This window comes from Planctomycetaceae bacterium (assembly GCA_041398825.1).
GTDB lineage: Bacteria > Planctomycetota > Planctomycetia > Planctomycetales > Planctomycetaceae > F1-80-MAGs062.
The window spans coordinates 60,373-73,278 of sequence record JAWKTX010000008.1 but is presented as its reverse complement, the minus strand read 5'-3'; the positions used below and the strand labels follow the sequence as shown (position 1 = coordinate 73,278).

General features: G+C 55.5%; 16 protein-coding genes and 1 pseudogene. 15 read left to right on the top strand and 2 right to left on the bottom strand.

Annotation, left to right across the window (positions count from 1 at the left end; genetic code table 11):
* Positions 1–3: 3 nt before the first annotated feature.
* The gene (locus R3C20_15300) at positions 4–3,933 is read right to left on the bottom strand and encodes a right-handed parallel beta-helix repeat-containing protein (protein ID MEZ6041870.1); all 3,930 of its coding nucleotides are present in this window, start codon (positions 3,931–3,933) and stop codon (positions 4–6) included.
* A 693-nt stretch (positions 3,934–4,626) separates the two neighbouring features.
* Between R3C20_15300 and R3C20_15295 the strand changes: the two genes are divergently transcribed.
* The 14 genes and pseudogenes from R3C20_15295 to R3C20_15230 all read left to right on the top strand — a co-directional run bounded on the left by R3C20_15295 (position 4,627) and on the right by R3C20_15230 (position 12,477).
* The gene (locus R3C20_15295) at positions 4,627–5,322 is read left to right on the top strand and encodes a FadR/GntR family transcriptional regulator (GenBank protein MEZ6041869.1); all 696 of its coding nucleotides are present in this window, start codon (positions 4,627–4,629) and stop codon (positions 5,320–5,322) included.
* 45 nt (positions 5,323–5,367) lie between these two features.
* A complete protein-coding gene (locus tag R3C20_15290) occupies positions 5,368–6,015 on the top strand; it encodes a c-type cytochrome domain-containing protein (GenBank protein MEZ6041868.1) in 648 nt (215 codons plus the stop codon).
* 236 nt (positions 6,016–6,251) lie between these two features.
* Positions 6,252–6,776, top strand: coding sequence for a DUF1549 domain-containing protein (locus R3C20_15285; GenBank protein ID MEZ6041867.1), 525 nt, complete (start codon positions 6,252–6,254; stop codon positions 6,774–6,776).
* A 208-nt stretch (positions 6,777–6,984) separates the two neighbouring features.
* The gene (locus R3C20_15280; protein ID MEZ6041866.1) at positions 6,985–7,428 is read left to right on the top strand and encodes a hypothetical protein; all 444 of its coding nucleotides are present in this window, start codon (positions 6,985–6,987) and stop codon (positions 7,426–7,428) included.
* A gap of 5 nt (positions 7,429–7,433) precedes the next feature.
* Positions 7,434–8,090 carry a DUF1553 domain-containing protein gene (locus R3C20_15275; GenBank protein ID MEZ6041865.1) on the top strand — a complete coding sequence of 219 codons (657 nt, stop codon included), beginning with the start codon at positions 7,434–7,436 and terminating at the stop codon, positions 8,088–8,090.
* Between the two features lie 37 nt (positions 8,091–8,127).
* Complete coding sequence (locus R3C20_15270; GenBank protein ID MEZ6041864.1) at positions 8,128–8,283, top strand: hypothetical protein; 156 nt, start codon at positions 8,128–8,130, stop codon at positions 8,281–8,283.
* Positions 8,284–8,691: 408 nt separating this feature from the next.
* Positions 8,692–9,030, top strand: coding sequence for a DUF1501 domain-containing protein (locus tag R3C20_15265; GenBank protein MEZ6041863.1), 339 nt, complete (start codon positions 8,692–8,694; stop codon positions 9,028–9,030).
* On the top strand, positions 8,963–9,328 hold the full coding sequence (locus R3C20_15260; protein ID MEZ6041862.1) for a DUF1501 domain-containing protein: 366 nt from the start codon (positions 8,963–8,965) through the stop codon (positions 9,326–9,328). Before R3C20_15265 ends, R3C20_15260 begins: the two co-directional genes overlap by 68 nt.
* Positions 9,268–10,113 (top strand): annotated as a pseudogene (locus R3C20_15255) (DUF1501 domain-containing protein). The gene R3C20_15260 and the pseudogene R3C20_15255 overlap by 61 nt, the downstream one beginning before the upstream one ends.
* Positions 10,110–10,715, top strand: a complete 606-nt coding sequence (locus R3C20_15250; protein ID MEZ6041861.1) for a DUF1587 domain-containing protein — start codon at positions 10,110–10,112, stop codon at positions 10,713–10,715. The pseudogene R3C20_15255 and the gene R3C20_15250 overlap by 4 nt, the downstream one beginning before the upstream one ends.
* Before the next feature lie 35 nt (positions 10,716–10,750).
* Positions 10,751–10,987 (top strand): hypothetical protein, encoded by a 237-nt coding sequence (locus R3C20_15245; protein MEZ6041860.1) that lies wholly within the window; start codon positions 10,751–10,753, stop codon positions 10,985–10,987.
* A 154-nt stretch (positions 10,988–11,141) separates the two neighbouring features.
* On the top strand, positions 11,142–11,624 hold the full coding sequence (locus R3C20_15240; protein MEZ6041859.1) for a hypothetical protein: 483 nt from the start codon (positions 11,142–11,144) through the stop codon (positions 11,622–11,624).
* 492 nt (positions 11,625–12,116) lie between these two features.
* On the top strand, positions 12,117–12,248 hold the full coding sequence (locus R3C20_15235) for a hypothetical protein (GenBank protein MEZ6041858.1): 132 nt from the start codon (positions 12,117–12,119) through the stop codon (positions 12,246–12,248).
* Entirely contained in the window at positions 12,223–12,477 is a 255-nt protein-coding gene (locus tag R3C20_15230) for a DUF1588 domain-containing protein (GenBank protein MEZ6041857.1), read from the top strand. The genes R3C20_15235 and R3C20_15230 overlap by 26 nt, the downstream gene beginning before the upstream one ends.
* 68 nt (positions 12,478–12,545) lie before the next feature.
* Here R3C20_15230 and R3C20_15225 read toward each other — a convergent pair whose 3' ends face one another.
* Positions 12,546–12,677, bottom strand: a complete 132-nt coding sequence (locus R3C20_15225; GenBank protein MEZ6041856.1) for a hypothetical protein — start codon at positions 12,675–12,677, stop codon at positions 12,546–12,548.
* Positions 12,678–12,693: 16 nt separating this feature from the next.
* Between R3C20_15225 and R3C20_15220 the strand changes: the two genes are divergently transcribed.
* Entirely contained in the window at positions 12,694–12,894 is a 201-nt protein-coding gene (locus tag R3C20_15220) for a DUF1585 domain-containing protein (GenBank protein ID MEZ6041855.1), read from the top strand.
* Positions 12,895–12,906: the final 12 nt, after the last annotated feature.

Sequence of the window (12,906 nt, the reverse complement as noted above, 5' to 3'; positions counted from 1 at the left end):
GGGTTACGGTACCTGAATACCGTTCACGATAATCTGGCCGTTATTTGTTCCGGCTGGCATGAAGAAGATCGTTTCGATAAACGCGTTCTGGCTGTTGGGATTCCCCAGTTGAATCAGGTTGTTCTGGTTACCAATCAGATTCACGGTGCCGGACACAGAGTTGAACACGATCCCTTCTTCGATTCCCGTGGTGTTGACGTCAAACAGAACAATGGAGTTGTTGTTGATTCCGATTGTCGAAGGCTGAGCGACAGAGGTGAAGATGATACCTGCCCCACCGTCCGTTGCGTCCAGAATCGAGTTGCCTGCGATGCTCATGTTGGTGGAAGCGGCAAGTGAGAATTCCATCCCGCGGCCTTCTCCCCCGGCAAACTGGAAATTGTTGCTCGTGATACTGCTGATCGACTGACCGAACGTTCGCATCAGCAAGCCTGTTTGCTGACCGGTAATTGTGCCGGTGACCGTCGACAGCAGTTGGTTGCCGCTCAGGTTAAGGTCCAGCTGGTCCGTTGTGGACAGCGTCAGCAGATCAAATGCCGTTTGAGGTGCAGTCCCGGAAAGAGTGATGGTGTTGGTTGTGTAGTTTTGCAGCGTTGGCCCATTCCATCGAACAACAATGGCATCGTCACGCAGACGATTTGAGTCGAATGTGTTGATCGGATACGCCGGATCAAGCGGGGTCGTCGGATTTGTTGTGTCCGTCAGGGTAAAGTTGTTGCGATCGAGATCGATACCCAGGTGGGCACCATTCGCACCGCTCAGACTTCCGATGACAACCGCATCCGTTGAATTGTCGATGATCGTGTTACGAAGCATCGTGACCAGAAACGGGTTGTCCCACTGGTCAAAGACTGTGGTGGTGTCGTCGTTCAGGCGTTCGTCGTATTCGGAGAAGACTGTTTCTCGACCGAGTGCAGCGTCATCACCGTTGTCATCAAGGATGCTGTCGCGAATGTCCAGACTGATCAGGTTCAGGGCATAGACGCCTCGAACGTCCGAACGACTAATGCGGGAATTGTAAAGCCGCATGTATTGATCATCGTCAACAGCGAGCCCGGAGTTCATGACCACGATGCCATTCTGGTTGTCATCCAGAAGCATGTAGTTGAGTTCTGTCTGTCCGCCATTCATCGTGAGGACGCCAGCTTCTCCAGCGGCAGAAATCAGCCCTCCCGAGCCGACAACGAGCTGCGTTTGATCGCCGGTGACACGGAACAAGTTGAAGCCGTTGGTTTTATTGGTTTCGACCAGTCGAATGCCGAAGTCGGGCGATGCACTGCTGTTGACCTGTTCCAGCGTGATGTTGATTCCGCTTTCTTCAATATCAACGGCTGATGCTCCAGTTGTCGTGATCGTTCCGTTGGAAACGCGAATGCGTGAGTTGTTAAACCCAAACAGACCATCTGCGCCGGTCGACGTGATTACGAGATCCGTGAATGCCAGAAGCGGATCGCCGAGGACTCCCGCGACATTGTTGACCAGTGAAACAGCCGGGTTGCCGATTGCATTGGTAACCGCAAGCGATTCAAAGGAAACGGAGGACTGAGATCCTTCAATCCGAACACCACTCTCGACACTTAATGCCGCGTTGTCGATGTTCGTTCCGGTCTGGAAACTGATGGGACCGCTGGAATTTTGAATCAGGATACCGATGTCCTGACGCGAAGCGATGGATGTACCGCCCGAAAAGTTGGTTTCACCCGCATCGTTCACAATCGCGATTGATTCGTTAGCGGACCCGGTGATACTCACTGCTCCACTGGCAGCAAAAATACTTCCGGAAAGATTGCTCAGGATCTCTATCCCACGGCCGTTGCTGCCAGTGATGGTCAATGGACGGATAAAGCTGACAGTACCTCCGGACTGTGAACCCGATACCGATACGGCCGCGCTTGTGCCGGCAGCGGCCGGACCAATCACAACGCCACTATTGACACCGTTAAAGCTCACGCGCCCTGCATTATTAACGACATTAATACCGCCCGCCTGACGATTCAGAATACTCAGGTTTTCGAAAAAGACCTGTCCGCCGGCTGCCAGGTTCTGAATGTCTACAGAATTCCCGACAGATCCATCGATCGTGGTTGCACTCCGAATTGTGTCCCGGAATGTGTTAACACCCGAACTGTTCAATACGGCGATACCAGTTCCCGTCGCACCAACAATGTTTGCGTTGTCGATGGTGACATTTCCCGCGTTATTCTGAATCAGGACTCCAAGGGCTCCTGTATCGTCAATGGTGCTGCCTGTCATGTTGACGGAGCCGCCAGTCATGTTCTCGATCAGCACCGCTTGTTGAGAACTGTTGATGATCGCTGCGAACGATGGATCCTCATTCGTGCTGGTCGATGTGAATCCGATTCGACCATCCCCGCCATCCACATGAAATGCCGGACCAACCACACTATCGATAATGGTATTGCGAATTGAAGTCGTGTCGGCAGTGTTCAGCAATTCGATTCCGCTTCCGCCAGCATTCTGAATCAGAACGTCATTGATAATGATGTCGCTGGCACCGTTCGCAAATATTCCGTGTCCGGTTGGCGAATCAATAATGAAGCCAGACAACTGCGTATCGCTGTTCATTGTGACGGCATTACCGACGCTGTTCAGGATGGTCGGTCGCGCCAATGTCTGGTTGCTGGCAAGAAATGTCGGCGAGCCGGGAAGCTGAATTGTTCCCAGACCACCGAGGCTCAGGGTGTTCTGAACGATTCGGTCACCGCTGACTGCAGTGATCAGTCCTTCGCCGAGCAGTTGTTGACCGGGGGCAAGGTTCACGACATTGTCTGGCAGTGCGTTAAACTGGCTGCCTGCATGCACAAACACGACGTCTGCTCCGGACCCGAGGCCGGTTGTCAGCGAGTTAAACGGATCCGTGACAGTACCGGTGAATGGGCCAATCAGATCGTTGCTGTTGACATGAGCGACCGTGAATGGCAGGTTCGTCAGTGGATTGGTTGCCACCTGGCCCGGTAGTGCAACGCCGGTTTCAGCCGTCACGACATTCATGTTACGACGAACCGGATCAGCAAATCGCTGAATGGCAGACCGCTGCGTGTGTTCCTGACTCTGGAATCCACCGAAATGCAGCGCGACGCTGAAAGAGACGGTGGTGTTGAATGTGCGATCGTTGGTCAGATTCAGGCCAAGCTCGACACGATCAGATATGTCAGCCTGCAACCGGCTGTTCCATCCGGCAAATCCATCGATGTTCTGGCCTTCGTAATAATAGCCGCCTCCGAACAACCGCAGGTCAAATCGCTCGGCGATATCACCCGGTAACAGCATGCCGATTTCTGAATCGAAGCCTCGCATACCTTCCGCGAAATAATTGATGCGAGTGAATTGGATGTTCTGTCCCACGAAGGCCACGCTGTTCTGGTCAATTGCGGTGCCGGTCATCGCAGAAGTGACCCCGTATGTCTGGTAGGCGTTTCCGCGAGCTTCCCATCGGTTCGCCAGAATTTCAGCACCGACACCCCATTGTTTCAGACGAGATCCGGTCAGCTCATCGTAGTCGACGTACCCGTTACCGCCGACAACGATGTCCAGTTCCGGAATGTAATGACGGTAGCCGCTACCAAAGCTCCAGACCAGGTTGCCGTTGTTTCCCATCGACAAACGAGAATCACCGAAAAGTAATCCGTTTTCAACAGGGCTTACGTACGGCGTCAGGGCGATGTTTGAAATCGATTCACGGCGTCCTACCGTGTGTCCTGCAATATGCCCCGCTCGAAACGCAACGCCAAATCCGCGCTGATTCGAATCGATGACACCTGATGCCGCACCAGATGCAGGTCCGTCCCACGGAGTTCGTCCATAAGTTGGCGATTGCGAATACGCCGCGCTGGCCGAGACCATCAGTGTGGATGCAGTTGCGAACTGAATCAGTTTCTTCAGCCAGCTCTTGTAGGTGCGAACAGTCTTCATGACGTTCCTCAAACTGGACCATGACACGAATCAGCAGGGCCGATTCAGGTACTGAAGTGTTGAAACACAGCACCCTTGATCATGCGACATGACGGGTAAGCTGGTTTACTGAAGACAAAATGTTGCCTGCCAGCAAACCGGCTCTGACAAGTGGCAACGACCCGCACCGAGATGAGTACAGAATCCCTGCCGAGAGAGACGCGGCGGTTGTAACGGTGGCTAAAAATGCCAGCAACACGGCTTGACAGGATTCGAAAGCCAAAATTTCACAAGGCACAGCCGCGTTGCGCTGAACCTGCGGATTCAACGCAGTCCCGTGACGGAGTCGGCAGAATCAGCCACTCCATTCGAAGGAAGGAACGACGCAGTGGACTTGTCATGGATTCATATGTTCACACCTTTTCAAGGGAAGGCGGGGACTTTGCTGTGTTTTGCAATTTTGGGCCTGCCAGGCCGCGGCACGAGAATGCACCGGATCGAATCGCACCAACCGTTTTCGTGAAGACTCTCGAGACAGGTATGGTTGCGGCCGAGGCTGCGGGCACGACAAACGGTTCCTTTCTGCTCTCGAACTCATGGCCTGTGATTCCACGCCTGAATCACGATCCCGCAGCTTGATCGAGGATCCGCAGCCTGTTAGTTTGTCTTACAAGTTGACTGGATGACAAATGGCCTCGAATTGGGAGAGAGTTGATGCAGTTGGAAGCCATTGAGCGACGGACTACGGTGGATTTGGTCGTGGACCGGATTGCGCGCGTGATCAAAGATCAGAAGCTGGCCGCCGGTTCGCGGCTTCCCGGCGAGCATGAACTGGTGGAACAGTTGCAGGTCAGTCGTCCCGTACTTCGTGAAGCATTGGCGAGACTGCAAAGCCTCGGGTTGGTCGACATACAGCGCGGGCGGGGTACATTCGTCGGGGATACGAACAGCCTGGCTAACTGTGTGCGATTGCTGCAGTCGGCAGTGACGATTTCGCCGCAGGAATTGCTGTCGTATGCAGAATTGCGTTCGGCGATTGAAGTTCAGGCCGCCCGACAGGCTGCTGAGAAAGCCACAACGGAGGACATCGAAGTACTCACGGCGCTGCTCAGGCAACTGGATGATGAGGAGCTGCCTTATGCCGACGCGCTTGAGATCGACTTCCGCTTTCATCGAAAGTTGATCGAGATCGCAGGCAATGTCTTGATGCAGAACCTGATGGAAGTGATTTACGAATTCGTGTTGACGCAGATGGTTCGCACAACACCGACTCAGCGTGAAAATCAACTTGGACGTAAGCTGCATAAGCTGGTCTTGAAAGCGATTCGCGAGCATGATCCCGACGCGGCAGAACTCGCAATGCGCAAACATATGCAGGCGGTCCTTGAGCGTCTGGAGAAGTGGTCATGAAAGAACTTCGCTTTCTCTCTTGCCAGATCTGGAAGGGATACGAATATGAATAACGTAACAGCAATCCGAGCCTCGTGTTTCGTAGGACGGCCCTTCCGGGCCGTCAATCCGCCCAGCGACACCATGCCTGTGGTGCGTGCATTGCCGACGGCCCGGAAGGGCCGTCCTACGAGGGTGGCTGAGGGTATCGCCTGGAGCTGTGTGTGCCTGCTGCTTTTGATGGGTTCGCCGCTTTCTGCCGATGAGATTCGCTTCAATGAACACGTTCGGCCGATTCTGTCCGAACATTGTCTGCATTGTCATGGTCCGGATGACAGGCATCGCGAAGGGGAACTGCGGCTGGACACGGAGGACGCTGCGAAAGCGTCCGTGATCGTGGCAGGTGATCCGGATAAGAGCACCTTCATGCACCGAATCACATCACAGGATCCGGACGAACGGATGCCGCCGGTTGAATCCGGGAAGACGCTCAGCAGCCAACAGATTGAATTGCTGCGGCAGTGGATCAAAGCCGCCGCGCCTTATCAGGGACACTGGGCATTTGAACCGATCGTCAAACTGGAACTGCCGACAACACAAACCAAAGCAACTTCAGAAATCGATCGCTTTGTCGTCGCCAGGTTGGAAGCACAGGGGCTGAAGCTTTCTGCAAAGGTCACTCGACAGCAGCTCATTCGCCGAGCCACCTCCTGACCTGATCGGACTGCCACCGACATGGGGAGAAGTCGAGTCGTTCATCGCTGATGATACGCCGGATGCGTTCGCGAAGTTAATCGATCGGTTGCTGAACTCGCCGCGCTATGGCGAACGCTGGGGGCGGCATTGGCTGGACATCGCTCGTTACGCAGATACTCATGGCGGCAGTGCGATCGGCTTCAAGAAGTTTCCTTTTTCTTATACTTACCGCGACTATGTGATCAACGCATTGAATGCGGACGCCTTATGATCGATTTGTGACCGAGCAACTGGCGGCCGATCAACTGGGACTTGGCGAGAATGATCCTGCGTTGGCGGGGCTGGGCTTTCTAACGGTCGGCATGCAGTTTCGGAATCGACATGACGTCATCGATGACCAGATCGACGTTGTGACACGCGGACTGATGGGACTGACGGTCGCATGTGCTCGCTGTCATGATCACAAGTACGATCCGATTCCGACGACAGACTACTACGCCCTGTACGCGACTCTGGCCAGCAGTACAGAGCCCGATATGCTGCCGATCGTGGGCCGGCCGCCGGATTCCGAGGCCTATCGCCAGTATCAGAAAGAACTGATCCAACGACAGACGATTCATCGCGACATGGGCGCGCGATCAGACGGAAGTCATGCGTGGACGGCTGCGAATGCAGGTGGGGCTGTATTCTTCGTGAACTCGCCAAAGGAACGCCGGAACAGGATCTGTCAGCCACCTTCCTGTCGTATCGCACCGATGATCTGCGACCGCTCGTGCTGAATCGCTGGCGAGACTATCTCGCAGAGATTCAGACCGATGACCCTGTCTTTGGCCCGTGGCTTCAACTGGCCGCTCTGCCAGACGAAGATTTTGCGACGCGGTGTTCAGCACTGGTGGAGGCTTGGACGAAGGAAAACGGTGATCCCGCAAAGTTTGCGAACCTTCAGAATCTGTCCACGGCCGCTCCGAAGTGGAATCCGGGTGCTGGATGCTCTTGACTCAGAAACAACCCACCAGTTTGCTGGATGTGGCTGATGCTTACGGCAATCTGTTTGCGGACGTACAGCGACAATGGATGACGTCTCTGTTGGAAGCGTCGCTGGAAGGAGCGGCCGGCGCAGAAATCATCACCGATCAGGACGCTCGCCACGAAGTCATCAACAGCGCGGTCAATAGCCAGTTGAGGCGACATCTTCACGAGCCGGGAACGCCAACCGCGATGCCGGATGACCTGGCGACGACGCTGCTGAACTGTACCGTGCGAGATAATCTCGGTGGCAAGAACGGAGCGATCCATAATCTGCAGCTTTCATCGCCCGGCTCGCCTCCACGTGCGATGGTGCTGGAGGAACGAATTCCCGAGCAGCCGTTTCATGTGTTTCGTCGAGGCAACCTGATCGATCGGGGTGAAGTTGTTCAGCGCACTTCTTAACGTCGTTGAACTCCTCGACTTCTGAACCGCCTGCGTTTCCCGATGGACAGCGACGACCGGCGCTGGCACGCAGCATTGTCGATCCAGGAATCCGTTGTTGCGGTGTGTTGGTCAACTGGGTCTGGCAACATCATTTTGGAAAAGGTCTGGTGAATACGCCGGACGACTTCGGGGCTCGCAGCCAACCACCGACGCATCCTTTACTGCTCGATTATCTGGCGGTGAGTTTTGAGGAAGACGGCTGGTCGCTGAAGAAGCTGCATAAGCGAATCATGCTGTCCGACGTTTATCAGCAGGCGGCGATTGAGAACGCCGACTCGCGTGAAAAAGACCCCGACAACCATCTGTTGAGCGCATGCCTCGTCGGGCGCATGGAAATGGAAACCATGCGAGACGCGACGCTTGCAGTTTCGGGCGAGCTGAACGTCAGCACGATCGGCGGTCGTCCATTTGATTTTCTATCCACCCCAGCCGTGCCGCGACGCAGCGTTTATGGATTCGTGAATCGCGACATCATCTCCAGCCTGGCCAGTACGTTTGACGGAGCCAATGCCGCTTCGTGTACGGCGAAGCGGTCTGAAACCACTGTTCCTCAACAAACCCTGTTCGCTCTGAATTCGGTGTTCATTCAGGACCGCGGCGGCTGCGTTTTCCCAGCGTAGCGCGAACATCGAAGATGCCGAGCAACGCGTGAGATTCATGTATCGGCAGGCGTATTCAAGAGAGCCGCAGGACGAAGAATTAGAAACAGCGATGCAGTTCGTCAGCCATCAGGCAGACGAAGAAGCAGGCGACCGCTGGCAGCAGTTAGCACACGTGCTGCTGGCTGCCAATGAATTTGTATTTGTTGATTGACACATGTGTCACCGTAGGACGGCCCTTCCGGGCCGTCGGTAACAGCAACGCCCCAGAAGGGACGTCCTACCATAAGACATTACCGACAAAGGCAATGAAGATGAACGAACTTGATAAGCAGATGTCACGCATCATTGGGCGGAGACAATTTAATACATGTGTCACCGTAGCACGGCCCTTCCGGGCCGTCGGTAACAACGTAACGCCCCAGAAGGAACGTCCTACCACAAGACATTACCGATAAAGGCAATGAAGATGAACGAACCTGGCAAGCAGAAGCCACACATCATTCGGCGGAGACAATTTAATACATGTCACCGTAGGACGGCCCTTCCGGGCCGTCGGTAACAACGTGACGCCCCAGAAGGGACGTCCTACCATAAGACATTACCGATAAAGGCAATGAAGATGAACGAACCTGGCAAGCAGAAGCCACACATCATTGGGCGGAGACAATTTCTGTCACGCAGTGGCATGGGCATCGGTTCACTGGCGCTCGCCGGCCTGCTGAGCGACGATGGCAGAGCAGAGGATCAACCACTGACTGCGGGTCGTACCCATTTCGAAGGGCCCGCGCAGCACGTGATTCATGTGTTTCTTAACGGAGGAATGTCGCAGGTCGACACCTTCGATCCAAAACCGGAGCTGACCAAACGCGGCGGCCAGATGTTGCCGTTCGATAACCTGCAAACCGAACGCAAAACGGTGTCGCTTTGCCGTCGCCATTCACCTTGCGCAACATGGTGAAAGCGGAATTCCGGTCAGTGATTTGTTTCCGCACTTATCGAAGTGTGTCGACGATATGGCCGTCATACGGTCGATGCATGCGGAACTGCCCAACCACGAAATGTCGCTGATGCTGATGAACAGCGGCGATCAACGGTTGGTGCGTCCCAGCTTTGGTTCCTGGTTGACGTGGGGCATGGGCAGCGAGAACGATGAACCTGCCCGGCTTCGTCGCCTTGTGTCCGGGCGGCTTGCCTGTTGGCGGAGCAGGGAATTGGCGAAGCCGCTTTTCTTCCGGGCGTATATCAGGGAACGCTGATCGACACTTCGGGCACAGATGCGTCGAAGCTGATCAAAGACATTCGCAACGAACGTCTCACAAGTGCTCAACAGCATCAGCAGTTTGACCTGCTGCAAAAGATGAACTCGCGTCATCTCGAACAGCGTCCCGGAGAAGCCGCCATCGAAGCACGTATTCAATCTTTCGAAATGGCATTTCGCATGCAGACCGAAGCGACGGAAGCATTCGACGTGACACAGGAACCCGAGCACATTCAGAAGCTGTATGGCGACGGACCACAGAATCGACAATTGCTGACGCGCGGCGTCTGGTGGAACGCGGCGTGCAGGTTTGTGCAGACATGGCATGGTGATGGGCAGCCGTGGGACAGCCATTCGAACATCAAAGGCGAACATCGCAAAGTGGCTGAACAGTGTGACCAGGGGCTGGCCGCTTTGATCATCGACCTGAAGCAACGGGGGCTGCTGAGTAAGACGCTGATTCTGTACGGGCGAGTTCGGTAGAACTCCGTCTGTCGAGATGGGACAGAACGGTTCTGGCGCATCACAAGGTCGCGACCACAATCATCTGGGGCTATTCAGGCTGTGGATGGCAGGGGCGGAATCAAAGGCGGAACCATCTACGGCGCCACCGACGAATTCGGTTTTAAGGCGGTCGAAAATCCTGTTTCTGTCCATGACCTGCATGCCACAATGCTGCACCAGCTGGGCTACGATCACAAACGTCTCACCTATCGCTTTGCCGGTCGCGACTTCCGCCTGACCGACGTGCATGGCGAAGTGATTGAGGAGATATTAGCGTGAGCAGGTCGGTGGATTTCTTGTGGGGCAGGTTTGTAAGCTGCCTTGTTTTGACGAGGTTGGCAGGTTGCAAACCTGCCCCACATCAATTCCTTCGCAAGCTCGGAGCGGGCCTGCTGCTGTTGCTCGGCTCGTCGGAATCAACCGCCTCGGAACTTCCCGAGCCGCTCGGTGAACTGATCCGGGAGACCTGCCTCGACTGTCATGCTGGCGCAGCGGCAGAGGGTGGGCTCGATCTTGCTTCACTGGCTTTCACGTTAGACGATCGAGTGCTGCGCGACCGCTGGATTCTGATTCATGATCGCATCGATTCTGGTGAGATGCCGCCCGATCCGCAGGCGTTACCGGATCCCGATCGCCGAACGCTGCTCAAGACACTGTACGACACGATCGCAGACGCTGATCGTACCGACGTCACAAAGAACGGTCGCGGGCCGTTGCGACGACTCAATCGGGACGAATACGAACAGAATTTGCGGGACGTACTAAAACTGCCGCTGCTGGATATTCGCGACATGCTGCCGGAAGATCGTGAGGCCCATCGGTTCAACAAGACTGCCGCGGCACTCGACATGTCCCGCGTACAGTTGGCCGCGTATCTCTGATGCCGCAGACGCGGCGTTGTGTCAGGCGATGGCCGGTGCACCCTGAGCTGCCAACGGCCACGAAATATCGAGCGGCGGGGACGCAACTGTTTTCGGCCACCAGTACGTTCGGTGAACGCGAAGCAATGTTCTTTGCGAAGGACAACAAGGCGGTTGACGCGAAGGAACTCGACAACCTGAAAGACGATCCGGCACTTGAACCGCGCTGTTCCGGTCGGCTCATTGGCCCTATTACGGATATCCGCGTGGATTTGTGGCGAAAGATAACGTAGGACGGCCTTTCCGGCCGTCACAGATAGAGCAGACATGACGGCATGGAAAGGCCGTCCTACGGAACACTTTCGAGTACCGGGTCCGCTTTTCCAGCCGCGGGCTGTGTTGCAGACGGAAGGGTATCAGCTCAAACCGGCAACTAAGCCGGTGCCGATGACGTTTCGCGCGCGAAAGCCGTCGGGCCCGGACGTCTCTGGCGACGTTCGGGCAACGGGTGGAATCATCGACATTCAGCCCGAGCCCGAAATCTATGAGACCACTATTCGCCTGCTTCCGACGGAGACGTTCGAGTACAGCCTGTTAGGTCTGCTAGTTCCGCTGGCTCGCAATGTCAACGGTGGCCCGCCGACGTATCGTTATCCACCGTTTCCTGAAGGCGGCCAGCCGGGTGTTGCTTTTCAATGGCTGGAAGTTGAAGGGCCGATCGCGCCGGAGTTATGGCCGCCTCCGTCACATCGTGTCCTGTTTGATGATAGTGGGATAGGCTTCCAGCCTGTCGATGCTCCCAACGAGCCAGACAGGCAGGATGCCTTCTCCCACAGAAGCGAAACGTCTATTTCGGCGTTTCGTAAAGATCGCTGCTCGCGAACCTGTACCGGAAGATGCACTGCTCCGGTTCGAACAGCCTATTCTTAAGCGGCTTGAGCAGGGAGCCCGTTCCCTGAGGCGATGCTCACCGGTTACAAGGCGTTTCTGTGTTCCAGCCACTTCCTTTATCTGCGCGAACCGTCCACTGTCGTGGGACGGCCTTTGCAGGCCGTCGACAACAAAGTGAATGCAAGCGACGGCCCGGAAGGGCCGTCCTACGAGCCGAACAGTTCTTGCCTTGATCACTACGCCATCGCCTCGCGGTTGTCGCACTTTCTGACGAATACCCGTCCTGATGCACCGTTAATGGAGCTGGCTGCGACCGAGAAACCTGCGATGCCGACACGCTTCGCAGCGAAACCGACCGACTGATCGACACTCCCGGCTTCGATCGCTTCGTTCAAAACTTCACCGACTACTGGCTCGACCTGCGAAAGATTCGACGCGACGAGCCTGACATTCGGCTACATCCTGAATATCGCTTCGATGATTACCTGATTGAATCTATGCAAGCGCGAGACGCGGACAGTCTTTACTGCGATGATTCGAGACAACCTGCCGTCGAGCGTGCTGATCGATGCGGACTTTGTGTACGCCAATGATCGGCTGGCAGCATTACGGATTGGAACCGATCACGGGGTCGAAGATGCGAAAGGTTCAATTGCCCAATGAAAGTCCTCATGGCGGCCTGTTGACACAGGCGGCCATTTTGAAAGTGACTGCCAACGGTACTTCAACCCACCCGTCGTCCGCGGGCGCGTGGATCATGGAACGTCTGATCGGGCGACCGCCACCGCCTCCGCCAGCGAGCGTCCCTGCGGTCGAACCCGACATTCGCGGGGCGAAGACGATTCGCGAGCTGTTGGCTCTGCATACGAAATCGGAATCCTGTGCCGGCTGACGCGCGGCGTTCGATCCCGTTGGTCTGGCATTGGAGAACTTCGACATCCTCGGCGGCTGGCGAACACGTTATCGCGGACTCGAAGCGGAGAACGTATTACCGGGATAGACCGTGCCGGCCACGATTTCGCCTACGCACTTGCTGAGCCCGTCGATGCCAGCGGCCAACTGCTGGACGGTCACCGCTTTCAGAACATCCACGAACTAAAGGCCGTTCTTGCAGGCAATCCTCGACAATTGGCCCGGCAATCTTCTGCATCAGTTCACACTTTATGCGACGGGAACTCCGGTCCGATTTTCGGATCGCGAGGAGATTGAATCGATGCTCGATGCCTGCGAAGCAGATGGATATCGAGCGCGTGATCTTGTGCATGCGTTGGTGCAGAGCCGGATCTTTCTCGGCGGAACAATTGATTGATGATTGATGATT